Genomic DNA, 26896 nt, shown 5'->3' on the forward strand with positions numbered 1-26896 from the left:
TTAGCTAGTCTCCATTTACATTAGTGGTGACTTCATTCGCTAATGATACGATTGCGCCCACTTGTCCTTTTACTTTTCATTGGTTCGTTACTGGTGCTGAGGGTATCGGCGCAATCGCTGGGCAATCAGCCTGTGGTGGTGCTGCCGCCCGATCGCGATAGCCAGTCGTTAGAGGGCAACATGGCGTTTTTGGAGGACTCGTCGCGTAACAGAACGATTGATGATGTTATTCGGCTGGGGAATACCCCCGCCTTTCAACCGATCACCTCTCCTGTACCTAATTTTGGGATCATCACGGGTTTAAAAACCGCGACTCCCCACTGGCTTCGATTTCGGTTAAAAAATTCGGATGCCAGGCCGCAGTCATGGCTGGCTGAAATAGATTTCTGGTGCTTCGACGAACTTCAGCTATTTGTGGTCGATGCGCAAAACAGGGTTTTGTCAACCTCGCCGACCATTGGCTGGAAAACGCCCGCTCCCCAGCGCATAAAGAACAATCGCCATTTCTGGTTTCCCTTTACAGCACCTGTCGGTCAGGTCATAACCGTGTATTTGCGGGTGGTTAAACACCGGGGCACCCAGATCGTTCCAGTCGAACTCGTTCGCGCTTCGGCCTATGAATCGGTGGTGCAGGAAAGTTACCTGTTTTGGGGCGGGGTGCTGTTTACGCTGCTGTTCATGGCCGTGATGAGCCTGATTTTTTTCCTGACCACCCTCGATCACATCTATTCACGCTATGTTTTCTGCCTCCTGGGTCTTGTCGGTTTTTTCGTCATCAACGATGGGTTTTTGAACCAGTTTGGCTTTGCGGCCCAGTTCTGGATGCCCCGGCAAAACGTTTACTTTTTGTTCCCGCTGGTGTTGTTCTATTCGCAGCTAACCTTTGTCCGGCGGTTTCTTAGTTTATGGCGTACGCCTTCACATCACTGGCATGCCATTGGTACGGGGGTTCTCTGGAGCGGTTTTTTATGCCTTGTTGCCCTAACGGCCGAGTGGTTTACGCCCCTCACACCCACAATGGAGCTGGTGCTGATCCGGCTGTTTGCGGCACTTTACTGGTTACCGTTGCCGGTTATTATCGCCTATATTATCGTCAGCATCCGACGCCGATACCATGTGCAGGAAGCCTGGCTGTATCTGGTGGGTATCCTGCCTTTCTATACCCTTAACCTTGGGCTGGTTTTTGCTAATTTTGGGCTTCTGCCAACGTACAGGCCCGTATCCTGTTTTGCCTATTATGCACCGGCGGCTTTGTTTGAAGTGCTGGCGTTGATGGTCGGTTTGGCCTATCGCTATAAAATTGACCGCGATAAAACGGAACGGCTCATAAAGGAGCATACGGTCAATCAACAGCGAATGTATGAAGCCGACGTGCAGACACTGGCTCTTCAAAATAGCCTGCTGGTTGAAAAAGAGCGAATAGCCCGCGACCTGCACGATAATGTAGGTGCGCACCTGGCCTTCGTTGTGACTAACCTGACGCACATCAGCGCTCAGGCGGAGAAGAAACCCATTACGGACGGACAGCGTCTGGCGAGTCAGCTTCGTACGATCGTGACCCACACCCGCGAGGCCGTCAAACTCCTGCGCGAAACCATCTGGGCGATTCATCAGGAAAGTTTTACGGTCGAGGAGTTTGCCGAGCGACTCAATCAATACATCAATCGGTACGTGCACGAAACCGACGGTCTCCACGTCGATGTGCAGGTGTCTGGCTCACAGTCGTATAAGCTGAGTTCATCGCAGGTGCTCAATCTGTTCCGGATTGTGCAGGAAGCGCTCAACAATGTGATCAAACATGCCCAGGCTACCCAGGCCATCGTCCAGTTGTTTGTTGAGGACGATGGGCATATAAACTTACGCATCCACGACAACGGCCAGGGCTTTAGCTGGACCGACGAAGCGTTGGCTCCACATCACTACGGCCTGCGAAATATGGAAACGCGCGCTCAGGAGCTAGGCGGTACGTTCCGGATTTTTGAAGAGGAAGGAACAACCGTAGAAGTGGCGGTATAGTCGTGTTTTTTCAGCGCCTATCGCGCCATGATTTGTCATTCAGCCTGTTTTTGCCAACACATACCGGAGTTAGCGGGTTGTTTACGTAACCGCTTACTAAAAAGTAACTCAACGTATGAATCAGGCATTACTCAACCACCGACTGCTGGGCGTTACCTTCGGTCCCGATGGTGCCACCGTTCGTGTCTGGGCTCCCTTTGCGCAAAATGTCGTGCTTCGCCGATGCAACCGGCCGCTCGACATTCCGCTTCAAAACGATGGCGCTTACTGGTATACGACAACGGCCCAACTGCAACCCGGCGATACCTACAAGCTCATTCTCAACGACAGCTTCGAACGGCCCGACCCCGCTTCGCTGGCTCAGCCCGAAGGGGTTCATGGGCCGTCGGGCGCGGTAGATACCCGAACGTTTGTCTGGACCGATGCCGACTGGCCTAACTTCCCACTCGACGATTACCTGATCTATGAGCTTCACACGGGCACGTTCTCGCCCGAAGGCACGTTTGCGGGTATCGAAAACCGGCTGGATTATCTGGTTGAACTGGGCATCAACGCCATTGAAATTATGCCCGTTGCGCAGTTTCCCGGCTCCCGAAACTGGGGGTACGACGGGGTGCTGCCTTTTGCTGTACAAAACTCCTATGGCGGGGCCGAGGGCTTGCAGAAACTGGTCGATGCCTGCCACAAACGGGGGCTGGCTGTGGTGCTCGATGTGGTGTATAACCACATTGGACCGGAAGGAAATTACCTCGAAGATTTTGGGCCGTATTTTACGTCCAAACACCTCACGCCCTGGGGTAACGCCATCAACTTCGACGATGATTACAGCGATAGCGTTCGGCGGTATTTTATTGAAAACGTGCTGATGTGGTTCCGCGATTTTCACATTGACGCCCTTCGGCTGGATGCCGTTCATGCTATCTGCGATGCAGGCGAGACGCATATCCTGCGCGAAATCAAACAGTATGTCGACGTCCTGATGGCACAAACTGGTCGGCAGCACTACCTCATTGTTGAGCTGGACCAAAACGAAACGCAGTTTATTCAGCCGCTGGCCGTCAATGGGTATGGTATGGACGCCCAGTGGAACGATGAATTCCACCACGCCCTGCGCGTAACGGCCGGTGGCGAACGCAACGGCTACTACGCCGACTACGATGGCATTCATCACCTGGCCAAATCTTACAAGGATGCCTACGTGTACGACGGCACGTACATGCCCCGACGCGCCCGGATTGTAGGAAAGTCGACGGCGGGTCATGCAGGGCGGCAGTTTGTGGTGTTTTCGCAGAATCACGACCAGATTGGTAACCGGATGCTGGGCGAGCGACCCAGCCAGTTGGTCAGTCTGGAAATGCAGAAACTCATGGCTGGGGCCGTCATGAGTAGTCCGTATCTGCCTATGCTGTTCATGGGTGAGGAGTGGGGCGAGCTGAATCCCTTTCTGTATTTCGTAAGCCATTCGGACCCCAATCTGGTAGAGGCTGTTCGGCAGGGGCGCAAGAAAGAATTCGCTGATTTTCAGTCGGATTTCGAAGCGCCCGACCCGCAGGACGAGCGTACCTTCGAGCGGTCTAAACTTCAGTGGGGACGACTCACGCAGGAGCCACACCGAACCCTCTTTCGGTATTACCAGACGTTGCTGGCCTTGCGAAAATCATCGTCGTTACGTCACCCGGATCGTGAATCGGTAGCCGTTGTCGTGGACGAAGTTCGCCAGACGCTAACCCTCTTTCGCCAGCATAAAAAGGAAGAAGGCAGCACTTCGGATACATCGGAAACGGTCGTTTGCCTGATGAATTTCTCCAAAGAGGGTACATCGCTGACGGTGCCGGCCCATGAGGGGCAGTGGCGCAAGCTGCTCGACTCCGCCGACCCCCAATGGCACGGCCCGATGGTGGCTCCGGTTCATGTGGCGGGCAATGCGGCTGTTGTTCTTCAGCCCGAGTCTATTCTGATTTATACAAATTGTGAGTAAGTGGAATTTCAGTGGTGGCTTCAGTATTTGCGGGCCACCACTCGGCTTTGGACATACTGAGGCACGCGTAAAAAGCCATACAGTCGGCAACTAAGGTCAAATACTGCCCGGCCGAGTTTGGCAAATAGCTTATAGAAGGGAGGCCATCGGTGAATTAATGCTTTTGCTGTAATTACTTCAAATCCAGATTGTTGGAATAGATTTCCTAAACACATGGGACTCCATGTGTAGAGGTGATGATCTGGGTTTTTGGGGTTATATGGATTGAAGGCTCCTTCGGACGGAACGATAAACACAATTAGCCCACCGGGGCGAAGCTTTTCTTTGAGCAACATAACCTCATCTAGGGGGCGTGATGTATGCTCAAGAGCATGGCTGGAAATGATTACGTCGGCCCAATTGTCAGCAATATCATTGGTAGATAGAACCGTTTTAATGCCGTTGTTAGTGGCAACCCGGCGCGCCTGTTCATTTATTTCAATCCCGATTTTCTCTTTGCAGTGTATCTGTTTTAGAAGATACCCTCCTCCGCAACCGAAGTCGATCACCTTGTCAGAGGGTTTTATATACGGCTGGAAGAATGGGCTGTTTGCCCAACCACCGAACTCTCCCATTTCACGTTGGTAGTCAAAGTAAACTTTATCGTACAGCGTAACTGCGGCTATTTCATCATTCATGCTAGTGTTGGCTCTTTCAGAGCTGGAGATAGAGTGTAGCTACGTTCATAATATGCTCTAAATCATGACTGGCTGGAGCACTGGTAACTTTCTGGACTTTGACTGTTTTTTTTTGCGGAAGTAACCCGGCTGTCAACTTTGCTTCTTTATTCTGCCCGAGTCTTGTCTGATTTATACGAATTGTGCGTAGGCTGATTCACGCTTAACAACTGAAAAATAGCTACTCCGTGGCTAAAGAGTACCGAGGGAACAATGAAGCCGGGCAACCAGATGTAAGGCAGTTTCAGCACACCTACGTTGGGTTGCTCGAAGGCGAGTTGCTGAAACGGCAGGGGTGCCGACAATACGGCTAGGATGACGATGTTCAGCACCAGCCCCAGGGCCACTACATTCCAGACGAGCAGCCAGCGCGGAGCTATCTGCCGTTTTCGGAAGGTATAATACGCAACAATGGGTGCCGTCAGTCCCGAAAGTATGTCATAGTTACCTCCTTCGAACGTCATTAACTGTGGTACTTGATGATACAAATAAAGGCCGTACAACGTCAGTTCGACCGGGATGCGGACGATGTGCAAATAGGTCAGATTGGACAGAGGTAACCGGCTGAGCCAGCTCCGGCTTTTCGCCGTGCTGAACAAGCCGATAATGACCAGTAAAGGCGGGCCAATGGCTACAATGAAATGAGGAGGTGTTGTGTCGAGCCGCTGGAAAAAATTGGTAAATGCCAGTAGGCCCAAACCTGCCAGCCATACGCTGATAAGACCGACAAGAGACGAGACCGCCTGTGTGGGCAAAGTCCGCCGAACCGCCAGGATTAGCATGACGAACGTCGCCAGGGTCGTAGCGGCAAAAAAGAGATCAAGCCAGACGGGCGTGGGCGTGTAGAGGTAGCGTAAATCGTACTGCATAATCGTGTGTATAGATGGGTGTCCTGGTCTGTAGCGTTGAAAATACACCAGCCAAAACATATTCGATAAAATAAAGTAGCGTTTGGTCGAAAATGGCTTTCAACTATTGGCTGGAACACTGAATTTTACTATCATTCTACCCCACCCCAACCCCTCCCCTTGAAAAAAGGTGAGGGGCTAAAAAAGAGTAGCCCGTTACTGAGCCCCTCACCTTTTTTCAAGGGGAGGGGTTGGGGTGGGGTAATTTCTCACGAATCAGCCTTACATGTATTATACTCCTGATTTATAATGAAAAAAAGCAACGTTAGCCCGACCGGTAAAAAGCTCCTCTGGCTCGGGGCGCTGGTCCCCACACTTTGTTTGCTGGGCTACCAGGTTGAAAAAGACCCGATCGATCGCCGGATCAAGCGGATGGACCCGGCCAAAGCGGCTCAATTAGCCAAATCCATCGAAGCCACCGTAACTCCCGAACTGGCCCAGGGCCTTAGCCTGAGCTTATGGGGCGTCGATTCGCTGGTGGCCGATCCCATCGGTATCGACATTGACGACAACGGACGGCTATTTTACAACCGAACCAACCGGCAGAAAAACTCCGAGTTCGATATTCGGGGGCACCAGGACTGGGAAATTGAATCCAACCGCCTGCAAACTGTTGAGGACAAACGGGCCTTTCTGCACCGGGTATTATCGCCCGAAAACAGCAAGAAAAACGAATGGCTGAAAGATGTTAACGGCGATGGGTCCCACGACTGGCGCGACATGACGGTGGAGAAAGAAAACATCTTCCGGATTGAAGATACAGATGGCGATGGCGTGGCCGATATGACACAACTGGTCGTCGATGATTTCCACGACGAAGTGACCGACGTTGCCGGGGGCGTAATGGCCCATGGCAATGACTTATACGTGGCTGTGGCTCCCGATCTGTGGCGGATGCAGGACAAAGACGGTGACGGTATTGCCGAAACAAAAACCTCGATCTCGCACGGCTATGGCGTTCACGTGGGCTTTAGCGGTCACGGTATGTCGGGTATCGAGATGGGACCCGATGGAAAAATATACTGGCAGATTGGCGACATTGGCTTCAATGGCAAAGGGCCGGACGGCAAGAAATGGGAGCACCCGAACAGTGGCGTGGTGGTGCGTTCCAATCCCGATGGCAGCGACTTTGAAGTGTTCGCTCATGGCGTTCGGAACATCCACGAGTTTGTTTTCGATGAGTACGGCAACCTAATCAGCGAAGATAACGACGGCGACCATCCCGGCGAAAAAGAGCGTCTGGTCTACATCGTGAACGGGTCTGATACGGGCTGGCGCAGCAACTGGCAGTACGGTAAATACCGCGACCCCAGAAACAATACCTACAAAGTGTGGATGGACGAGCAGATGTATAAACCCCGCTTCGAAGGGCAGGCAGCTTACATTACGCCAACCATCACCAACTACGTAAGCGGCCCCGCCGGTATGAAATACAACCCCGGCACGGCGCTGAGTCCGGCTTACAGAAACATGTTCTTCGTCGCCGAATTCGTTGGCAACCCGGCTAAATCGGGTATTCATGCGTTCAAGCTGAAGCCAAAAGGTGCTTCGTTTGAACTGGGCGAAGAGAAGCGGGTGCTGGGCAACGTGCTGGCTACCGGCATCGACTTCGGTCCCGACGGTGCTCTGTACGTTGCCGACTGGATCAACGGCTGGGATACCAAAGATTACGGCCGCATCTGGAAACTGGACGATAAAGCCGGTGCCGGTTCCGCCGAGCGGAAGCTAACGAAAACGTTGCTGGCCGAAAAATTCGCGGGTCGTTCGGAAGCGTCATTGGGCGAACTGCTGAAGAACCTAGATATGCGTGTTCGGCAGAAAGCCCAGTTCGAACTGGTGAAACGCGGTGCCAAAGGTGTCGAGATATTGACCGCATCGACCAAACAAATGGGCAATCAACTGGCGCGTGTGCATGGCATTTGGGGCATTAGCCAACTGGCCCGTCAGGATAAACAGTATGGTCAGTTGCTGATGCCGCTGCTTCAGGACAGCGACGCCGAAATTCGGGCGCAGGCCGCTAAATGGCTGGGCGATGTTCGCTACAAAGAAGCCGGTGCGGCCCTGATTCCGCTACTAAAAGACAGCAACAGCCGGGCGCGGTTCTTTGCCGCCGAAGCTCTGGGGCGTATCGCCTACGAACCGGCCATTCAGCCCATCATCAAACTGCTGGAGGCCAACAACGACGAAGACGCCTACATCCGCCACGCGGGTAGCCTCGCGCTGGCCCGAATCGGAAAGGCCGAACCGGTTATTGCGCTGGCAAGCAGTCCATCGCGGGCCGTACGCATTGCTGCGGTGGTGGCGCTGCGCCGGATGGCAAATCCGGGCATTGCCAGCTTCCTGGCTGATAAAGACGAGTTTATCGTAACCGAAGCCGCTCGGGGTATTAACGACGACCTGTCTATTCCGGCCGCTTTGCCCGCGCTGGGTAAAGTGCTGCAAACGACGAGTTTTACCAACGAACCCCTCATTCGCCGGGTCATCAATGCCAACCTGCGGGTAGGTACGCCAGAGGCTATGCAAACGCTGATGACGTATGCACAGAAAGAAGGTAGCCCGGTAGCCATGCGGGCCGAAGCAATGGACGCGCTCAGCACCTGGGCCTCGCCATCGGTGCTGGATCGGGTCGATGGTCGGTACCGGGGCGTAGTTAATCGCGACGCGGCCGCTTTGAAAGCCAAAACGGGCGATGCTTTTATCAAGCTGGTGTCAAGCGCTGACCAAACCCTGCGGCTCAGCGCGATCAAATCCATTGAGCGAATGGGCCTGAAAGAAGCCGGTACGGCCTTGTTTAGCCGGTTGACGGAGGATAAAGACGCGGCCATCCGCATTGCCGCTTTGCGGGCACTGGCTTCGTTAAATGACGCCCAACAAAGCAAAGCCATTGAGGTGGCGATGGCCGATAAGGAGAAAAGTGTGCGGGTGGCAGGTCTGGACTTGTTGAGCAAAACCAACATGGACAAAGACCGGATGGTAACGCTCCTCTCCGACGTGATCGCCAACCGGACGACCGAAGAAAAACAAGCGGCTCTGCTCACACTGGGTAAGTTGCCGATCAAAAATTCGCAGAAAGCATTCGATCCGTTGCTGACCAAACTACAGGCTGGGGCGCTACCCGCTGAACTGCAACTGGAGTTGGGTGAGGCCATTGAGAGTAGCAAATCGCCCCAGTTGGCGGCCCGCTACAAAGCGATCAACGACAAAATGTCGCCCGATGCGCTGGCCGCTTCGTTCAAGGGTAGTTTGATGGGGGGCGAGCCGGATTTAGGCCGTCGGATTTTCTTCCGTCATCAGACGGCGCAGTGTATCCGGTGTCATTCCTACGATGATCTGGGTGGAAACGCCGGTCCGCGCCTGAACGGTGTTGCCAGTCGACTTACCCGCGAGCAGTTGCTGGAAGCCCTCATTAACCCAAGTGCCCGACTGGCACCCGGTTTTGGAACCGTCACGCTGAAGCTTAAGAACGGCAAAACCGTCAGCGGTATCCTCCAGGGCGAAACTAATACCGACGTGTCGGTAAAGGTGGGCGACCAGCCGGACGTTGCCATTAAGAAAGATCAGATTGCCAAGCGCACCAACTCGCCGTCGAGTATGCCCGAAATGAAATACCTGCTCACGAAACGCGAAATCCGAGACGTGGTGAGCTTTCTGGCAACGCTGAAGGAGAACAACTAATCCGTATACGTGGCATTAGGGTTGAACACAAAGGCACGGAGGATATGGAGATCAATAGCTCTGTGTTCTCCGTGCTTTTGTGTTCAACCCTATTTTTTGAAAATACCCGCAAACGTTATACGGTTTTAAACGATTTAGCTGTTGACGTATAAACGTAACTTTCCGCTCAACGTATGGCCTTTCGCTTTGTTCTTCTTGCCGCTTTTAGTCTCTGTGTTCACGCAACTTTTGCTCAGGTAACGGATCGTTTTGCCATTATTCCCAAACCCGCTCAGCTTGAAGCGGGTACCGGTCAATTTACTCTTGACAACGCCACAACGATTACCGTACCCGCCGGGCAACCCGACCTGAAAGCCATTGCCGATACGCTCGCGAATAAGCTGAATCGTACTTCCGGGCTGGGTATCCTCGTTCAGACGGCCCCCGGTTCAACGACAACCGGAAAGACAATTCAATTCCTGCCCACGACCGATGCGACACTGGGCAACGAAGGTTACCGCATCAATGTAACCGAAAAACGAGTAACGCTCGAATCAGGTACGCCACGCGGCTTTTTCTACGCTGTTCAGACACTATACCAACTTCTTCCGCCTTCGGTGATGGGCATTGGGCATTGGGCGCGGGGCATAGGGAAAGACAAAAGCGCCCCATCTCCTTTGCCCCCTGCCCCATCCCCTCTGCCCTCTGCCCTAACCCTGCCCGTTTGCCGGATTCAGGATCGGCCGCGCTACCCGTATCGCGGGATGAATCTGGATGTGAGTCGGCATTTCTTTTCGGTGGAGTACATCAAAAGATACCTCGACTTGATGGCCCTCCATAAATTCAATAACTTTCACTGGCACCTGACCGACGATCAGGGGTGGCGAATTGAGATCAAAAAATACCCCAAACTGACGGAGGTTGGTGCCCAACGGCGCGAAACCATTGTTGGACACTACGACGACGCCGACCCGCAGGTGTTCGATGGAAAACCCTATGGCGGTTATTACACCCAGGACGACATTCGGGAAGTGGTGCGCTATGCGGCTACCAAATACATTAACATCGTGCCCGAAATTGAACTGCCTGGCCATGCACTGGCCGCACTGGCATCGTATCCCGAACTGGGCTGCTCGCCAATCGGGCTCGATGGACGACCGTATCAGGTAGCCACCAAATGGGGCGTATTTGAGGATGTGTTCTGCCCGACGGAGAAGACGTTCTCGTTTCTCGAAGACGTGCTGACGGAAGTGATGAGCCTGTTTCCGGGTAAATACATTCACATCGGCGGGGACGAGTGCCCGAAGGCCGCCTGGCGAAAAAGCGCGTTTTGTCAGCAGTTGATTCGGCAGAAAGGGCTGAAAAACGAGTTTGGGTTACAGCGGTATTTCGTGAACCGGATTGATAAGTTCGTCACATCGAAGGGCCGACGAATCATTGGCTGGGACGAGATTCTGGAAGGTAACGGAACATCGCTCCGGCTGTCGCCCAACGCGACCGTCATGAGCTGGCGCGGAACGAAATACGGTCTCGAAGCGGCTCGCAAGCAGCACGACGTGATCATGACGCCCGGTCAGTTCTGTTATCTCGACCATTTTCAGGGCGATCCGGCGACCCAGCCAACGGGCTTTGGCGGGTCGTTGCCGCTGTCGATGGTGTATTCGTACAACCCGACGCCCACGAGTTTGTCACCCGCCGAAGCGTCGCATATTCTGGGCGTTCAGGGCAACCTCTGGACCGAGTACATCGACACCCCCGATCAGGTCGAGTACATGCTCTGGCCCCGCGCTGCCGCCCTGGCCGAAATAGCCTGGAGCCCGTTGGAGCAGAAAAAATACGAAGACTTCACCCGCCGACTGATAACCCACTTCGACCGGCTCACGGCGCTGAACGTCAACTTCGCCCGGACGTTTTTCGATGCCAAACCATTGGCCAGACCAACCAGCGATGGAAAGGTCGTCGTAATGGTATCGCCGAGTAAGGAGTCGATGGTTGTTACGGCCACTGTCGTTCGGTACACGCTGGATGGCAGCCTTCCATCGGGCGAATCGCCCCGGTATGCGCAGCCGCTGGTCCTCGATAAATCGGCTACGGTTCGGGTGGCAACGTTTTCGGGTACCCGGCCGCTGAGCCAGTTGGCGAACGTACAGGCTGAGTACATTGTGTCGAAGGCAACGGGTAAATCGTACACGCTTTTGTATGCCCCAACCACCGGCCGCCCCGACCGAAACTTCAGCCTCACCGATGGCACCACCGGCAGCATGGGCGGTTACGAAGTGGCGGGTGTGGTTTCGTTTGTCAGTGATTTTGGTGCTGTGCTCGACCTCGGACAGTCGCAGTCGGTGAATAGCGTTCGGGTGGGGTTCCTGAAATACACCGCCCGGAATATCTGTCTGCCAAAAGAGGTTGAGATTGCCGTTTCTGAAGACGGGACGACGTTTACACCGGTGCTGACGGCGAAAACGAACGCGGCTGAAAACGGGAAACGGGGCATTGCCCGGCTTCCGTTCGACTTTGCGCCAACGACGACTCGCTATGTTCGAATCATTGCCCGGAATGTTAGGCAGGTTCCGGCGGGGCTTCGCAATCCCGGCAAAACAGCGCAACTGGCCGTGGACGAGATTGAGGTATTCTGACCGTGTAAATCGACCGTCTGCTACTGGTCGTTCAGATGAAAACACGCCTGTAAATCAGCTTTAGCCGACGATTATTAAGCTAAATGGTTGTTTTTCCGACAAAACGCTTGCTTCTTGTAGCTATATCTTACGTTTCATGTCAGAAAACCTACCCAACTCCCTTTCCCCGGCCGATGTGTCCAACGAGCCGACAGAATTTAAACGCTCGCTAAGCCTGCTCGACTCCACGCTGATCGTTTCCGGTTCCATGATTGGTTCCGGCGTTTTCATCGTTACCGCCGATATGGCCCGCAACCTGGGGTCGTCGGGCTGGTTGCTGATGCTCTGGGTGCTGACGGGCGTACTGACCGTGGCGGCTGCGCTGAGCTACGGCGAACTCGCGGGCATGATGCCCAAAGCGGGGGGGCAGTACATTTACATTCAACGGGCCTACGGCCACCTGACGGGATTCGTCTATGGCTGGACGGTCTTCACCGTTATCCAGACGGGCACCATCGCGGCCGTTGCCGTTGCCTTTACCAAATATACGGCGGTCTTCATCCCGGCCCTCGGCCCCGACAACGTCCTGCTCGCCCTCGGGCCGATAAAGGTCACGCTGGGGTCACTCTTTGCTATCTCAAGTTTAGTGCTGCTCACCTGGCTCAATAGCCGGGGCGTACAGAGTGGTAAACTCATTCAGAATGTGTTCACCTCGGCCAAGCTAATCGCGCTACTAGGGCTGATCATCGTGGGTATCACCATCGGCCTGAGTACGGGCCTGCTGTCGACCAACCTGACCAATGCCTGGGCGGCCAGTACGGTTACGACCACGGGCGAGGTGTTGCCGCTGGCGGGTATTGCGCTGGTGCTGGCCTTCGGTACGTCGATGATCGGATCGCTGTTTTCCGCCGATGCGTGGAATAACGTCACCTTCATTGCGGGCGAAATCAAGAATCCCCGCCGGAACATCCCGCTGGCGCTTTTCTTCGGAACGCTCATCGTCACGACGATCTACTTTCTGGCCAACGTCTCGTACTTATCGCTGCTGCCGCTGAAAGGCCTACCAACGGCTACGGATATTATGGGGCGTGGTATTCAGTTTGCCGATGCCGACCGGGTGGCCACTGCCGCCGTCGAAACGGTATTCGGGAATGTGGCCGTGACCATTATGGCGATTCTGATCATGGTATCGACGTTTGGCTGTAACAATGGCCTGATTCTGGCCGGGGCGCGTTTGTATTACGCCATGGCCAAAGACGGTCTGTTCATCAAACAGGCATCGCACCTGAACAAAAATGCGGTGCCGGGCCGGGCGTTGTGGCTGCAATGCATCTGGGCCTCGCTGCTGTGCCTGTCGGGTAAATACGGCGACCTGCTCGATTACTGCACCTTTGCCTCGCTGCTGTTCTACATTGTTACCATCACGGGGCTGTTCCGACTGCGCCGGACGGAACCGGATGCAGAGCGGCCTTACCGGGCCTTCGGGTATCCGCTCGTACCGGCCCTGTACATCGTTGCGGGCCTGACCATCTGCGGGATTCTGCTGTACACCAAAACCTTCAATACCGGCATGGGCCTGCTCATTGCTGGTCTGGGCATCCCGGTTTATTTCTTCACCACGCGTAACCAAAGCGCGGAAGCTTAATGCATTGGTTACGTTAGGTTGCGGTTTACAGAGCCGAACAAATCGGTCATGCGTAGATAAGCATGACCGGTAAAACCACGTAGCAAACCAGCAAACGGCGAAGGGGTAGGGGATGTGGGCTCGCAAGAGAACCAGAACAGGATAAAATAGAGAAGCGTTATATTAGCGTTGAATCAAGCTCTGACAAACAGTACAAAGATCACGGATGGAAAGGGCATACAGGAAGTTGATATGACACATACAATCACTATAGAAACTACAAATCCAACTGATTTTGAGCTGATAAAGGGGCTCGCTCAAAGGCTTGGACTTCCTATAGTTGAAAAACATGAAGACACCGGCACTAGCCATGCTGCTCAGGAGTTCATGGAGTTGCAAAAGAAATACCCGCCCAGGAAAATTTCTAAAGAGGTAGACCTTAACGCTATCATTGACGAAGTTAATCTGTAGAAAATTGTGCTTTCCAAGTATGGTTCAACGTTTGGGGAGCGTCATAGGAAGTCCACCTGCCAGATACTGCGGTTATTGAACAGGCTGCTAGCCGAATGCGAAGACCGCTGATCAAGCGATTCAGAACTTGGAGAAGACGGCGCAGCGGATTCCGCGTCGTGTACAGGTCACAGGTGACATCTACGGGTTTACTATCTGGAATGCCGCTTTAATATCTAGAGTCGTTTTGATATTGGTAGTTTTTGGTGTCTGGTCACTGTGTGATTATTACCGGGAGCAGGTCCAAGAAACCGTTATTTATAAGCAAGCTCAAGCGGTGATTCGGGAACATGATAATTACTATAACCAAATTCAGAATTACAAACGTAACAACCCCAAATACACTCGACCATTCCCAGCCTATGACGACACAAAGGGTTTTGGGATCAGTTCAATAAATGATAGAATAACGATAAGCTCAAGAGTTGTATTACAAGAGCCGATATGAACGAAGCTAACAAAGGAGTTCTCCGCCTATTTTTCTAGTGAAAAGTCTTTTGTCTCTAATCACAAAGCCAGTATTTTTCCTACGAACAAATAGAATTTGGTCTATAGCCTGTATTTGTAAAATACCCAAGTGTTCTAAGAGTTAGAATACTTGGGTATTTAATTAATTATACAATTATTGATACGTGCATTAGTCTGTAATAAAGGCAATCTCCTTTTTGCTAAAGAAGGCCTGCACTAGCTTTGGATTGCTTTCTAAACGTTTGACTTGATTAAGAACCGCTACGGTTAGCTCTTCTAGGTTCGTAAAAACTTGGTTCTTTAAACAACGTTTCAACTGGCTCCAGACTAGCTCGACGGGGTTGAGTTGGGGGCTGTATGCCGGTAAACGTTCCAGATGAATCCGTCCTGGACGCTCTTTCAAAAAGGCTTTTACCACCTCACTGCGATGGATGGCTGCTCCATCCGCACAGGCGGCCCTGCCAGATAATAAGCATGTTCCGTTTGCGATAACGACCACACAACTTGGTAAGAAACCACACGATGGCCTCACTAGTAAAGGAATGGTCTTGCCCCGCTACATAAATCTGGCCGTTAGGAGCAATGGCGGCAATCAAGCTCAAGTGAGTACGCCCCGCTTGCTCAATGAGTACTGGTGTCTGTCCACAAGGCGCCCAAGTGTGGGCTAATAAGGGTAATAAATAACACGCCGACTCATCGACATATAAAATAACCCGACCTTCATCTTTGGCTTTTTTTGAGTTCGGGTATGCGCTCTTCTCGCCATTGAGTCATAGCCTGAGGGTCCTGCTGGCGGGCTTTCCGCTGTGGCTTCTGTCGATCGCTCCGGCGCCCCGGTCCAGCCGACCTTTTTTAGAATACGACCTATTTGAGAAGGATCATAACTAACGCCAAAGAGCCTTTTAACCACCTCATTGACCCGGGGGCGTGTCCAGACGGTCCCACTAAAACCATGATGTTCAGCACCTTTATGGAGTTCACTTACTAGTTGGTTGAGCTGTTCAACCGATAAACGGGTTGGTGCTCCTGTTCGTTTACCTTCCTGTAGGGCTGTCACTCCTTGCTGGCGGTATTTCTTTAAGGTTCGGCTTACCCAGGGTTGGGTTAAGCCAAACGCCTGAGCAATTGCTAACTGCTGCCAACCGGCCTGACTAAGTTCAACGCAGCGTCGTCTTAGCGCTTCGTAATCGGATTGCTTGTAGGTCGCCATACTAGAAAAAGCATCCCACATGACAGACTTACTCACACGTCAATAATTAAAAGTTACACATTTGGCATAAATCAATTAACCGGTAGATAATGGATTGCGAAAAATTAAGCATGGCAATTATTATCCCCCATTTTATTTTTTATCCTGTTGGTCTTTTTTATCTAAGAAGTATACTGCCATTACTCATCTCAATAAGTTTCCTATTAAATAATTCTACTCCTTTTTGATTAAGATGATGACCGTCATAAAAGTGTAAAGAGTCATCCAGAAATATTATATTGTTAAAGTTATAGTATGGTAGTCGAGTTGAACGCATCAGGTTGTCGAATTCGAGATTATTTTTATATGAGTTATATAAGTCCCGCGTAATGGGCGCCTGTACTAAGACAACGGACACTCCTTTATTTTGTATGTAAGCTAAGGTTTCGGTAAAATATTTTACCTGTTCCTTTTTAATCAACCATCGCTGAGAATTATACGTTTTGTGGTGAAAATAGGACATTTTTCGCTCAACAAATCCCCCTTTAATATAGGTGTTTACACCTCTATAAGGCTTCTGAACGGAATTAAGGTGGAAAGCTTGCCTGAGCCAACTGTTAAAAAGAGTATTATATGCTTTAAGGTTAAAAAGCCCAGCTACCATAAATACGATTGATGGAGTAATCGTATCATTAGCAGTCAATTCCATTGCAGATTCGACACCATCTAAAGAAAATATTAGTGGATTTACTTCGAAGATAACTTTCTTAGGATTCAGTTGTGTTAAATACCTATTTACTAAAATCTGAGTTTGCATAGGAGTCTGGGCACTAGATCCTAGGTTAATACTGGATATACCAGCTGACTTAAATATTCTTGGATCGAAACTACGATAAGTATGTGATGATCCTAAGAACAGCAAATCTATACCTTGGGTTAATTTAGCCTCTTTTAATGTAAAATAGAAATGGCTATTTCCACTCTGGTGCACATTCCGTTTTAAGAATGAAGGAAAAGCTAGTAAACCAACTGCATAAAAAGCAAGCGCAAACAAGACGAACAGAGTCAACTCAGTGAGAAAGGCCTTCATCAGTTAGAATTGGAAATAAATAAAAGGAGATTCTGTAGTTTTCATGAACATCCCTATGAAAAAAATTATACTAGAATAAATCAGCCACCTCACAGGTTTGTATTGAAAAACGCCTACCTTTTCGATTGCATATTTATTCTCACGTCCTATCCATTCGATTGCCATAAAAATCAGAATATTTGCTAAAAGATACTTATCCAAAGTACCTTTATTGGGAAGTTTAAAAATAGACGAGGAGAAAATGCCTGATATGTAGGTAAAGGCCTTTGACAGGCTCTCGGACCGAAAGAAGATCCAAGCAAAGCTAACCAAGCCAAACGTAAATAGGATTTGAGAAAATTCCCAAACTGTTGGCATCCACCTACCCGCAGCCACAATACTTAAATTCCTCCGGTTAGTGTTAAAGATGATGGATGGAACAATAAACAAGGCATGTAAAAGCCCCCAAATGATAAATGTCCAGTTAGCTCCGTGCCAAAAACCGCTAACTAGAAAAATAATAAACGTATTACGGATTCGCGTCCAAGTACCCCCCTTACTACCACCAAGTGGTATATATAAATAATCTTTAAACCAAGAGGACAGCGAAATATGCCAACGTCGCCAGAATTCGGCAACGTCTCTGGAAAAATAGGGAAACTTAAAATTCTGCAACAACTCGAAGCCAAATAGTCGCGCAACACCCAAAGCAATATCAGAATAGCCTGAAAAGTCCCCGTATATCTGAAAGGAAAAGAGAACCGCCCCTAATATCAAGCTACTGCTTGTGTATTCTGAAGAATTATCAAAGATCTTGTTAACCGCCATAGCACACCCATCTGCAATGACAACTTTTTTAAAGAGCCCCCACAGGATCTGTCGCAAACCGTCAGCCGCCTTGTTGGCATCAAACTTACGAGGGACTTGCACTTGAGGCAGCAGATGTGTAGCCCGTTCAATGGGTCCGGCTACTAGTAGAGGAAAGAAACTAACGAATAAACTGTAGTCAACGTAATTAGTTGTGGGCCTAACTCGGCCATAATAGATATCAATGACGTAAGAAAGCCCATGAAATGTATAAAAGGAAATACCAATCGGTAGAATAATTGTGAGAGGTATGTATGAGTAACCGAGGCCAAACTGGTGTAACAGATTAGCAAAGGATTCAATAAAAAAATTATAGTATTTAAAGTAACCTAAAAAGCCTAAGTTAATCCCGATACTTGTAAATAACCAAATCTTCCGGTGCTTTTTTGAGTCTGACTGAAAAATCCTTAAACCAGTGTAATAATCTAAGAACGTAGAGAAAATCAGTAGGAACAAGAACCGCCAATCCCAAAAACTGTAAAATAGATAACTAACGAGAATTAAGAATAGGTTTTGTTGTTTTAACTTTTTGTTAAAAACAAACCAATATAGTAAAAAAACAGTAGGAAGAAAAAGAGCAAACTCTAACGAATTAAAAAGCATACATGTATGTATTATATATAATAAATAGTCGATATATGAAAAACGTTGACTTATTTAATGAGGTAAAGGTTCAAAGATCATTCGTTTCTTAAAAAACAACTTATAAAGTCGTTTTTTAAGAAACGAATGATCTGTTAGGCATATATGGACAAATAGGAGCGAACTTTCAATGGCATTCTGCAAAGAACCCGTACATCATCATTGACTAAGATAAAAGTGGGTATATGGCTGACTATCATCCTATCGAATTGATGGGTAATAAATTTCGAGTACAAATTCGACTATTTACGTATAGCATGGGAAGAATAAGCTTATAGTGAAAGAAAAAGACCTCTAAACAAATAAATGAAGTGAGATGGACAAGTATTAAAATGAGCAAAAAACAAGAAGCGAATAGCTTTTTTGACCTAATTTAGATGAGTTCGGAAAGAGAGTATCAAAACTGGAAAAGTACAATGCCTGGCTACATTTTAAAATGTAGCCAGGCATTGTACTTTTCCAGTTTTGATATACAGTGATTGTTATCTTGTGTGATTATAGTTAGAAAGCGGTCACTACTAAAGAGTGCTCGCTTTCTTTGAATAATATAACGGATCGTCACTATGCTGCTTTTACGGAAATTTCTGACATAGTAGTAAGGATGCAGAAAGGCGCTGCTGAAAGTTTGATCAGGGTCGGTTGTCTATCACGGCTGAAACATCACCGCGAAATAGTCGTTTAATTCAGTAGGATAACTATGAAATTAAACGACTTACTCCGTTCGCTTCAGGTTGGGTTTCTGGTTGGGGCCGTCAGCGCCTGTACCGGAATTGGCCCAACGGCCAGTATTTTCCGCCCAACGTCGCCCCACGACCAGTACGGGCAGTCACTTAAACAGGCCAAACTCGATCAGACGGCCCTCGGCACCGACTGGCTCTCAGCAGGAGAACGTGCCCTTCAGGACTCGCTCAAAATCACGATTCCGTACCGCGAAAGTGGCTATTTCTCCGCCAACAAAGCCTTTGCGGTGGGCTACCGGCTCGATGCTCAGCGGGGCGACCGGCTACTGGTAAAGGTCGAAACGCAGGGCCAGAAAGAAGCGCAGGTATTCATTGATGTATTCGCGCTGGAAGACCGGGTCAAAACCAGTCTGGTGGCGGCCTCTAAAGCCGATACCAACGTGCTCGCCTGGGAACCCCGCCGAACACAAACGTACCTCATTCGTATTCAACCCGAACTATTGCGGACGGGTAGTTACACGATCTCCATCACCCGTGAGCCCGTCCTGAGCTTTCCCGTGAAAGGGCGCGACAGCCGTCAGATCAGCAGTTTCTTCGGCGTGGCGCGGGACGGAGGGCGTCGGCGGCACGAAGGCGTCGATATTTTTGCGCCCAGAGGTACACCCGCACTGGCTTCGGTCGATGGCGTTATTTCGGGTGTTGGCACCAGTCCATTGGGCGGCAACGTGGCCTTTCTGACGGATAACGACCGAAACATCCGCCTGTATTACGCTCACCTCGACCGCTGGAACGTCACCAACGGCCAGCGGGTGTCCATTGGCGATACGGTTGGGTTTGTTGGCAATACCGGCAACGCCCGTACCACGGGGCCGCACCTGCATTTTGGTATTTATGGTTTTACGGATGGAGCCACCGATCCCCTGCCGTTCATTCGGCTTGGGCGCGGTCCGGCAAAGCAATCGTTGCTGTCGGCTAACCGGCTGGGCGACTCCGTGCGGGTATCAGCGGCCCGGTCTGTCGTTCGGCTGTCGCCCGGTAGTGAGGGGGTTGCGCTTCGCGAAGTGCTCAAATCAACGGCGCTGACGATCATTGGCGGTACAGAATCCTGGCTCCGGGTCGAGTTGCCGGATGGCCTGACGGGCTATGTGGCGAGCAGCGCTACCGAAGCCGAAAAGCGCCCGCTCCGGCGTTTGGTATTGCCCGCGTCGAGGCCACTTCTTGACGCTGCCAATGCACAGGCCGCCACCATCACCACCTTACCGACGGGTGCCGCCGTTGAGGTGCTGGCCACGGCCAACGCCTTTCAACTGGTGCGTAGTCCGGATGGGCAAACGGGCTGGGTGATGGTGGGGCCGTGAGGTTTTTACCACCCCCAACCCCCTCCTTGAAAAAAGGAGGGGGCTAAAAAAAGCACCCTTCGGCAGAGCCTCCGTTACGGCCCCCCGTTGGGCATAGTCACAGACTATGCTCTGGCGTTATCCGGTCTCTGACCGGCGTTTCATTCCTTGCCAGCCCACCGGTCAGAGACCGGATAACACTCGGACCTAGTCTGTGACTATGCCCAACGGCTCAGCCTGAAATTCGCGGTAATGACGGGGCCGTAACGGGGTACCCTTTTTAGCCCCTCCCCTTTTTTTAGGGGAGGGGTTGGGGTGGGGTCAGCCGCTGCTGTGGGGTAGAATGTTGCAAAACAAACAAGAGCCCGTCCAATTTCTTGAACGGGCTCTTGCCATAGGTAGTTAACTCCTTAGGCCGCTTGCTTCAAACCCTGTACCTTGGTCAGCGCTTCTTGCAGTTGGGTAAGCTGCTTTTGCAGGTCTTCTTTGATATAAGCCGGAATGTGATCTTTCTCGATAGCGTCTTTGTATGACTCGACAGCCGCGCTCTCGCCAAACTCCACCGAACTCAATACCGTTTCTTTATCTTTTCCCGTGATGGCGGCTTTAATGTCGATCCAGGCACGGTGAATTTTGCTTGATATATCGGTAGAGGTTGCGTCAGATACTGCCGTTCCGTCGATACGAACGATGTGTTCAGCCAGTTGGCTGCGGAAATTCTGGCTCTGGATAACGTAGTGCCGGAACAGGTCGTCTAACTGCGCGTCCTGTGTGTCTTCAATCGCTTTTTCGTACCCCTGAATGCGGTCATTATTGATTTTGACCAACTCATTGAGATCGTCAACAATTTCTTTATTCGTAATCATAACAGTCGTTTTCTATAGTTGTGAACTTCATCTACAACTACAACCGCGACTGATTGTTTATACGGTAATACCGCTTTCATGGAAAGATAATCAGCGGACGCCGTATCGGACAAATGGACTACACACCAGTATTCACGTTGTTCCATCACCAGCTCCGTTCCCCACGAGCGACTGCCGAAATTCGGCGGGTGTCTGGCCGGTTTGTTTTTTGAAAAAGCGAACGAAATACGACGGGTCGTTGAATCCCAGTTGAAAGCCTATTTCCTTAACCGATTGAGCCGTGTGGGTCAGTAACCGCTGCGTCTCGATCAGCAATCGTTCCTGCCAGAGTTGGCTGGCTGTTTTACCAACCACGAGCCGACAGATGTGATTGAGGTAGTTGGGCGTCAGGTTCATCTGGTCGGCGTAGGCGCTTACTTCCCGAACCGTCAAAAACTGCTTTTCGAGCAGCTCTTCGTACTGCCGAACGCGGTCGTACAAATGGGTGTCCGGGCCGATCTGCTGTTCGTGATAGAGTCGGCTGGCGGTTTCCAGCACGATATGGACGAATGACAGAAACACGTCCGACCGATTGAGCTGATGGTCTTCGTATTCCTGATATGCATACGCCAGCAGATCGGCGAACAACGCCGGTTGCGGAATAGCCGACAGTAGCGGCTGGTGCTGGTGCGAATGAAAAAAAGGATACTGGTAGAGCCGGTTGCCAAACCGCCCTTTGAAAAAGTTAGCGTCGAAAAATAAATTGAATCCCTGCGTATCGGCCGACAGCGACCAGCTATGCACTTGCCCCGGTGTTAGAAAATAAAGCTGATTGGGTTCAATAGCGTACGTTTTGAAGTCGATGGTGTGCGTGCCGCTGCCCCGGCTGATCCACATAGCCAGATAAAAGGTGTGCGTGTGTGACTTATCGATTCCCCGGAACTCCTGCACCAGCTGCTCCAGCCGGATCATGTAAAATGGCTTGTCGGGTTCATGTCGGGGAAATGACTGAAGTTGATAAACCGGGACGGACGAATCGGACGCGGGTTGTTTATTTTTCATAGATCCCGGTTGCCCGGCAGGTTCACCGATTTTCGCCTTATAGTTGTTTGGTGGATGTAACACTGCGGATACGCACCCTGGCCCCCTGCTCCCGGTTACTCTGGCTGGCGGAGTTGGTCAGCGATATTTGCGAAATAACCCCTTTCCAGCCCGGAAGCTGGCTTGTGTTGATTTCATACGTTCGAAACTGCCCATCGCCCACAATCGGGAAATCGGTGTACCGATCCTGAAAGGGCATAAAGTCATATTCATCCGGCTTACGCCAGGAGAGCCGCGCTGTTGAGCCCTGCGTTTGGAAAGCTGCCTGAATATAAATTTTAGAGACATTCTCCGCGTACCAGAACGTTAGGGGTGCGCAAATTCGGAAATCTTCCGGGTTGGTCTCGTTGCGGGACCACTTCACGTTCAACTCATTCTGAATCGGCCAGCCTTTATCCGTTGTATTCACATAATACCACCCCTGCCGGTCTTTTACAAAGGTATAATCCGGACCCGAAGGCGGGCGGGGCTGGCTGTACACATACTGCCGGATATCGGTCAGCGTACCCACAATAAGCGTGTATTCGAAGTCATAAACGCCGTTATGATCGACTACCAGAAAATCTTCGCTATTGATGTAACCCGCCGACACATCGAACTCACCGCCAACGTGCGGAATACCAAACCCGGCCGTTCTGAACCGCACCTCGCGGGCTTTGAACAGACCGACCCCCCGGCCTTTTTCGTTGAGCAGTGCCGCCCAGTGTTCAGTGCCGTAGCGGTTGATCACGTTCCGATCCGTGAATTCGGAGACGGCATCGTTGGTGAAGGGTTTCAGGCCCGTGTAACAAAACATGCGGTCGTAAGGGCCATTCAGGTAAACGCAGGGCGTTTCCTGGGTGCGGGCGTCATACTGCGTAGTATCGGCCCGGCTGACCGTTACCCGGCAGCGCACATTCACCCGGTTTTCTTTAATGTCGTACCAATGCTCAAATGTACATTCGGCGGGTTCGTTGAATAACGGCCAGATATGCGGTATCGTCTTGACATAGATCAGGTTATCCGTCTGCTGGTAGCTAACGATACGGGCCGGGTGGAGGAAGTAATCACCCGCCTGTACGGGGTTCCAGCCGAGCAATTTCCAGGCTTCCACGGGGTCTTTGCCGTTCTGGCTGTATGGATACGGACCGGCATAAATGGCCGTCTGTATCTGGCGACCCAAATCGGGGTTGTTGACCATGTTTTCGCTGCTGCCCGCTTCGGCCAGGTACGTAATGGCCCCACCCATGTTAAGGTCGATGCCAAACCTGATTTTATCATTAGTCAGAAAAAGCCGTTTCTGGGCTGATGGTTGTTGCTGACCCGGCAAACCGCCCGGCGGGGGAGTGGCTACCGGCGGGGCATACGGTGCAGTGGACGGGTAATCACGAACACAGGTAACGGCCAGGCAACTGATCAGTACATAAAGAAACAGAACGTAAGGTCGTACCATAAGTAGTGAAGTGAGAAAGTCGAGTTACCAAAATTAAAATACGACTCCCCCTTTTGCAACAATGGCTATCCAGTGGTACCACCGAGTCAGGTTATGGATTACTTTTTCGTTAAAAGCGTAAAAAAATGCTGAATAGTCTGTTCCTTTCCCCGGTATGCGCTACTTTTGCAGGATTTTTGGGTATCCGCCAGCGGTCCACCAACAATCGTTGTCTTGTTCACTAAAGAATAAAAAGCCAGTGTTCCTGTAGGATCGCCCGAGTACCGGGTAACCGGAATGTCGACGTGGTCCATTCTCCCACTGAAAAATGCCAAAAAATTCCAACATTCGTTCCGTTCTGATCATTGGCTCAGGTCCCATTGTGATCGGCCAGGCTTGTGAATTTGATTACGCCGGTTCGCAGGCTGCCCGTTCCATCCGCGACGAAGGCATCGAAGTATCGCTGATCAACTCCAATCCGGCCACGATCATGACCGATCCGATCAACGCCGATTACGTGTACCTGCTGCCGCTGGAGAAAAAGTCCATTGTCGACATCCTGAAAAAACACCAGGAGATGGGCAAACCCATTGATGCGGTATTACCAACAATGGGTGGACAAACGGCATTGAACCTGGCCATCGACTGCGATAAGGCGGGCATCTGGAAAAAATACGATGTTCAGATTATCGGGGTTGACATCAAAGCCATTGAAACGACCGAAGACCGGGAGAAATTCCGGTTGCTGATGCTGCAACTGGGCGCGGGTGTTTGCAAAGGCCGTACGGCCCGTTCCTTCCTCGAAGGGAAAGAAATTGCGCAGGAAATTGGCTTCCCGCTCGTGATCCGGCCATCGTTTACGCTCGGCGGAACGGGGGGCGGCTTCGTCAATCGTCCCGAAGATTTCGATAAGGCACTCACCGCCGGTTTGCACGCATCGCCCGTTCATGAGGTGCTGGTCGAACAAAGCGTGATGGGCTGGAAAGAATATGAGCTGGAGCTGCTGCGCGATAACAACGGCAACTTTATTATCATCTGCTCCATCGAGAACTTCGACCCGATGGGTATTCATACCGGCGACAGTATTACGGTGGCCCCGGCCATGACCCTGCCCGACACACTGTACCAGAAAATGCGCGATCTGGCTATTACGGTTATGAGCGGCATCGGGCAGTTTGCCGGCGGCTGTAACATCCAGTTCTCGGTCAATCCGCAAACGGACGATATCATCGTTATTGAAGTAAACCCACGGGTGAGCCGGTCGTCGGCGCTGGCGTCTAAAGCAACGGGGTATCCGATTGCGAAGATTGCCGCCAAAATGGCCATCGGCTACAACCTCGATGAGCTGATGAACCCCATCACGGGAACGACATCGGCCTTTTTCGAGCCCGCCATCGACTACGTGATCGTGAAGGTGCCACGCTGGAACTTCGATAAGTTTCCGGGTGCCGACCGCTCGCTGGGCCTGCAAATGAAATCCGTTGGCGAAGCGATGGGCATTGGCCGGAACTTCCAGGAAGCCTTGCAAAAAGCCTGTCAGTCGCTCGAAATCCGGCGCAACGGGCTTGGTGCCGACGGCCACGAACTCACCGACCGCAACGCCCTGACCGAAAGTCTGCAACATCCAAGCTGGAACCGGCTCTTCCATATCTACGATGCCTTTAAGGCGGGTATGTCGTTCCGGACCATCCAGCAACTGACCAAAATTGACCCCTGGTTCCTACACCAGATCGAGGAGTTGATCGAGCTGGAGCGCGAAATCCAGCAGTACGATCTGGACGATATCCCGCCCGAACTGCTGCGCATCGCCAAGCAGAAAGGGTATGCCGACCGTCAGCTGGCGCACCTGTTGCAGGTGAAAGAAAGTAAAATCTATCAATACCGCCAGGCGCACAACATTCGCCGGGTATATAAATGCGTGGACACCTGCGCGGCCGAGTTCGAGGCCAAAACGCCGTACTATTACTCGACGTTTAACAACCAGGTGCCCATCACGACGGATCATGCCGAACCGGTTTCCGACCTGCCCGGTAACGAATCAATCCGGAGCAATCGTAAAAAAATCGTTGTGCTGGGTTCCGGTCCCAACCGTATTGGGCAGGGCATCGAATTCGACTACTCCTGCGTACACGGCGTATTGGCGGCCAAAGAGGCCGGTTACGAAACCATCATGATTAACTGTAATCCTGAAACCGTTTCGACCGACCCCGATATTGCCGATAAACTATATTTCGAACCCGTCTTCTGGGAGCACGTTCACGCCATCATCATGCACGAGCAGCCGGAGGGCGTAATTGTGCAGCTGGGTGGTCAGACGGCCCTTAAAATGGCCGAGAAACTGACGCGCTACGGCATTAAAATCATTGGTACCAGTTGGGAGGCCCTCGACCTAGCCGAAGACCGGGGTCAGTTTTCGAGTCTGCTGCGCGACCTTGAGATTCCTTACCCGAAATTTGGAACGGTACGGGAAGCGGAAGGGGCGCTGGAACTCTCCCGCGAGTTAGGTTTCCCGCTGCTGGTTCGCCCAAGCTACGTGCTGGGTGGTCAGAACATGAAGATCGTGATCAATGAGAACGAACTGGAGCAGCATGTCATGAAGATCCTTCAGGATATTCCGGACAACAACATCCTGCTCGATCACTTTCTCGAAAACGCCATCGAAGCCGAAGCCGACGCCATCTGCGATGGAGAAGATGTGTACATCATCGGGATCATGGAGCACATCGAACCGGCGGGTATCCACTCCGGTGATTCGTATGCCGTGCTGCCTACGTTCGACCTGAGCGAGAACGTAATCCGGCAGATTGAAGAGCACACGAAGAAGATTGCTATTGCGCTCAGGACGGTCGGACTGATCAACATTCAGTTTGCCATCAAGAACGAGGTGGTCTACATTATTGAAGCCAACCCTCGCGCCAGCCGCACGGTGCCGTTCATCTGCAAAGCCTACCAGGAGCCGTACGTGAACTATGCCACCAAGGTGATGCTGGGTGATAAAAAGGTAAAAGATTTCGATTTCAAACCCGTTAAAAAGGGTTACGCCATCAAGATTCCCGTGTTCTCGTTCAGCAAGTTCCCGAACGTAAACAAGGAACTCGGCCCCGAAATGAAATCCACGGGAGAAGGTATCTATTTCATCGACGACCTAACGGACGATTACTTCCAGAAGGTCTACTCCGAGCGGAACCTGTACCTGAGCCGGTAGAAGGGTCGTTTAAGGTGTTCTCGTTCAGCAAGTTCCCGAACGTAAACAAGGAACTCGGTCG

General features: G+C 51.3%; 19 protein-coding genes. 8 read left to right on the forward strand and 11 right to left on the reverse strand.

Translation table 11 applies throughout. The features are described 5' to 3' along the window. Nucleotides 1-42: 42 nt before the first annotated feature. Complete coding sequence (locus CRO74_RS12600) at nt 43-2016, forward strand: sensor histidine kinase (RefSeq protein ID WP_097126410.1); 1974 nt, start codon at nt 43-45, stop codon at nt 2014-2016. A gap of 115 nt (nt 2017-2131) precedes the next feature. Continuing rightward, nucleotides 2132-3994, forward strand: a complete 1863-nt coding sequence (gene treZ / locus CRO74_RS12605; RefSeq protein ID WP_097126411.1) for a malto-oligosyltrehalose trehalohydrolase — start codon at nt 2132-2134, stop codon at nt 3992-3994. 20 nt (nt 3995-4014) lie between these two features. Here treZ and CRO74_RS12610 read toward each other — a convergent pair whose 3' ends face one another. Both CRO74_RS12610 and CRO74_RS12615 read right to left on the reverse strand, forming a co-directional pair. Beyond that, nucleotides 4015-4671, reverse strand: a complete 657-nt coding sequence (locus CRO74_RS12610) for a class I SAM-dependent methyltransferase (protein ID WP_097126412.1) — start codon at nt 4669-4671, stop codon at nt 4015-4017. 146 nt (nt 4672-4817) lie between these two features. Then, entirely contained in the window at nt 4818-5579 is a 762-nt protein-coding gene (locus CRO74_RS12615; protein WP_097126413.1) for a DUF8737 domain-containing protein, read from the reverse strand. A 288-nt stretch (nt 5580-5867) separates the two neighbouring features. Here CRO74_RS12615 and CRO74_RS12620 point away from each other — a divergent pair, with 288 nt between their 5' ends. From CRO74_RS12620 to CRO74_RS12635, 4 genes are all read left to right on the forward strand, one after another. After that, a complete protein-coding gene (locus tag CRO74_RS12620) occupies nt 5868-9293 on the forward strand; it encodes a DUF7133 domain-containing protein (protein ID WP_097126414.1) in 3426 nt (1141 codons plus the stop codon). A 173-nt stretch (nt 9294-9466) separates the two neighbouring features. Then, the gene (locus tag CRO74_RS12625; RefSeq protein ID WP_097126415.1) at nt 9467-11908 is read left to right on the forward strand and encodes a glycoside hydrolase family 20 protein; all 2442 of its coding nucleotides are present in this window, start codon (nt 9467-9469) and stop codon (nt 11906-11908) included. Between the two features lie 136 nt (nt 11909-12044). Then, complete coding sequence (locus CRO74_RS12630) at nt 12045-13532, forward strand: APC family permease (RefSeq protein WP_097126416.1); 1488 nt, start codon at nt 12045-12047, stop codon at nt 13530-13532. A 168-nt stretch (nt 13533-13700) separates the two neighbouring features. Continuing rightward, nucleotides 13701-13982 carry a hypothetical protein gene (locus CRO74_RS12635; protein WP_097126417.1) on the forward strand — a complete coding sequence of 94 codons (282 nt, stop codon included), beginning with the start codon at nt 13701-13703 and terminating at the stop codon, nt 13980-13982. Nucleotides 13983-14658: 676 nt separating this feature from the next. On the opposite strand, the gene CRO74_RS31955 is transcribed toward CRO74_RS12635, so the two are convergent. The 5 genes from CRO74_RS31955 to CRO74_RS12655 all read right to left on the reverse strand — a co-directional run bounded on the left by CRO74_RS31955 (nt 14659) and on the right by CRO74_RS12655 (nt 18217). Continuing rightward, complete coding sequence (locus CRO74_RS31955; protein ID WP_245877834.1) at nt 14659-14988, reverse strand: transposase; 330 nt, start codon at nt 14986-14988, stop codon at nt 14659-14661. Continuing rightward, the gene (locus CRO74_RS31960) at nt 14909-15199 is read right to left on the reverse strand and encodes a transposase (RefSeq protein WP_245877870.1); all 291 of its coding nucleotides are present in this window, start codon (nt 15197-15199) and stop codon (nt 14909-14911) included. Before CRO74_RS31960 ends, CRO74_RS31955 begins: the two co-directional genes overlap by 80 nt. Next, complete coding sequence (locus CRO74_RS31965) at nt 15154-15735, reverse strand: helix-turn-helix domain-containing protein (RefSeq protein WP_245877835.1); 582 nt, start codon at nt 15733-15735, stop codon at nt 15154-15156. The genes CRO74_RS31960 and CRO74_RS31965 overlap by 46 nt, the downstream gene beginning before the upstream one ends. Before the next feature lie 121 nt (nt 15736-15856). After that, nucleotides 15857-16768, reverse strand: a complete 912-nt coding sequence (locus tag CRO74_RS12650; protein WP_097126418.1) for a hypothetical protein — start codon at nt 16766-16768, stop codon at nt 15857-15859. Nucleotides 16769-16771: 3 nt separating this feature from the next. After that, nucleotides 16772-18217 carry an MBOAT family O-acyltransferase gene (locus CRO74_RS12655; protein ID WP_097126419.1) on the reverse strand — a complete coding sequence of 482 codons (1446 nt, stop codon included), beginning with the start codon at nt 18215-18217 and terminating at the stop codon, nt 16772-16774. A 736-nt stretch (nt 18218-18953) separates the two neighbouring features. Between CRO74_RS12655 and CRO74_RS12660 the strand changes: the two genes are divergently transcribed. Then, nucleotides 18954-20294 (forward strand): peptidoglycan DD-metalloendopeptidase family protein, encoded by a 1341-nt coding sequence (locus CRO74_RS12660; RefSeq protein WP_097126420.1) that lies wholly within the window; start codon nt 18954-18956, stop codon nt 20292-20294. A gap of 389 nt (nt 20295-20683) precedes the next feature. On the opposite strand, the gene CRO74_RS12665 is transcribed toward CRO74_RS12660, so the two are convergent. The 4 genes from CRO74_RS12665 to CRO74_RS12680 form a co-directional block, all read right to left on the reverse strand. Next, nucleotides 20684-21139 carry a ferritin-like domain-containing protein gene (locus tag CRO74_RS12665; RefSeq protein ID WP_097126421.1) on the reverse strand — a complete coding sequence of 152 codons (456 nt, stop codon included), beginning with the start codon at nt 21137-21139 and terminating at the stop codon, nt 20684-20686. A gap of 132 nt (nt 21140-21271) precedes the next feature. After that, nucleotides 21272-22180 (reverse strand): helix-turn-helix domain-containing protein, encoded by a 909-nt coding sequence (locus CRO74_RS12670; RefSeq protein WP_097126422.1) that lies wholly within the window; start codon nt 22178-22180, stop codon nt 21272-21274. Between the two features lie 37 nt (nt 22181-22217). Beyond that, on the reverse strand, nt 22218-23651 hold the full coding sequence (locus CRO74_RS12675; protein WP_097126423.1) for a hypothetical protein: 1434 nt from the start codon (nt 23649-23651) through the stop codon (nt 22218-22220). Nucleotides 23652-23749: 98 nt separating this feature from the next. Further along, nucleotides 23750-23944, reverse strand: a complete 195-nt coding sequence (locus CRO74_RS12680; RefSeq protein WP_097126424.1) for a hypothetical protein — start codon at nt 23942-23944, stop codon at nt 23750-23752. Between the two features lie 14 nt (nt 23945-23958). Between CRO74_RS12680 and carB the strand changes: the two genes are divergently transcribed. Continuing rightward, nucleotides 23959-26835, forward strand: a complete 2877-nt coding sequence (carB, locus tag CRO74_RS12685) for a carbamoyl-phosphate synthase large subunit (protein ID WP_097126425.1) — start codon at nt 23959-23961, stop codon at nt 26833-26835. Nucleotides 26836-26896: the final 61 nt, after the last annotated feature.

This window comes from Spirosoma fluviale (assembly GCF_900230225.1).
Classification (GTDB): Bacteria; Bacteroidota; Bacteroidia; order Cytophagales; family Spirosomataceae; genus Spirosoma; species Spirosoma fluviale.

What these genes read in the sequence shown, in the direction of transcription:
- CRO74_RS12600 (WP_097126410.1), top strand. Translation starts at nt 43, where the DNA reads ATGATACGATTGCGCCCACTTGTCCTTTTACTTTTCATTGGTTCGTTA.
- treZ (WP_097126411.1), top strand. Translation starts at nt 2,132, where the DNA reads ATGAATCAGGCATTACTCAACCACCGACTGCTGGGCGTTACCTTCGGT.
- CRO74_RS12610 (WP_097126412.1), bottom strand. Translation starts at nt 4,671, where the DNA reads ATGAATGATGAAATAGCCGCAGTTACGCTGTACGATAAAGTTTACTTT.
- CRO74_RS12615 (WP_097126413.1), bottom strand. Translation starts at nt 5,579, where the DNA reads ATGCAGTACGATTTACGCTACCTCTACACGCCCACGCCCGTCTGGCTT.
- CRO74_RS12620 (WP_097126414.1), top strand. Translation starts at nt 5,868, where the DNA reads ATGAAAAAAAGCAACGTTAGCCCGACCGGTAAAAAGCTCCTCTGGCTC.
- CRO74_RS12625 (WP_097126415.1), top strand. Translation starts at nt 9,467, where the DNA reads ATGGCCTTTCGCTTTGTTCTTCTTGCCGCTTTTAGTCTCTGTGTTCAC.
- CRO74_RS12630 (WP_097126416.1), top strand. Translation starts at nt 12,045, where the DNA reads ATGTCAGAAAACCTACCCAACTCCCTTTCCCCGGCCGATGTGTCCAAC.
- CRO74_RS12650 (WP_097126418.1), bottom strand. Translation starts at nt 16,768, where the DNA reads ATGAAGGCCTTTCTCACTGAGTTGACTCTGTTCGTCTTGTTTGCGCTT.
- CRO74_RS12655 (WP_097126419.1), bottom strand. Translation starts at nt 18,217, where the DNA reads ATGCTTTTTAATTCGTTAGAGTTTGCTCTTTTTCTTCCTACTGTTTTT.
- CRO74_RS12660 (WP_097126420.1), top strand. Translation starts at nt 18,954, where the DNA reads ATGAAATTAAACGACTTACTCCGTTCGCTTCAGGTTGGGTTTCTGGTT.
- CRO74_RS12665 (WP_097126421.1), bottom strand. Translation starts at nt 21,139, where the DNA reads ATGATTACGAATAAAGAAATTGTTGACGATCTCAATGAGTTGGTCAAA.
- CRO74_RS12670 (WP_097126422.1), bottom strand. Translation starts at nt 22,180, where the DNA reads ATGAAAAATAAACAACCCGCGTCCGATTCGTCCGTCCCGGTTTATCAA.
- CRO74_RS12675 (WP_097126423.1), bottom strand. Translation starts at nt 23,651, where the DNA reads ATGGTACGACCTTACGTTCTGTTTCTTTATGTACTGATCAGTTGCCTG.
- CRO74_RS12680 (WP_097126424.1), bottom strand. Translation starts at nt 23,944, where the DNA reads ATGGACCACGTCGACATTCCGGTTACCCGGTACTCGGGCGATCCTACA.
- carB (WP_097126425.1), top strand. Translation starts at nt 23,959, where the DNA reads ATGCCAAAAAATTCCAACATTCGTTCCGTTCTGATCATTGGCTCAGGT.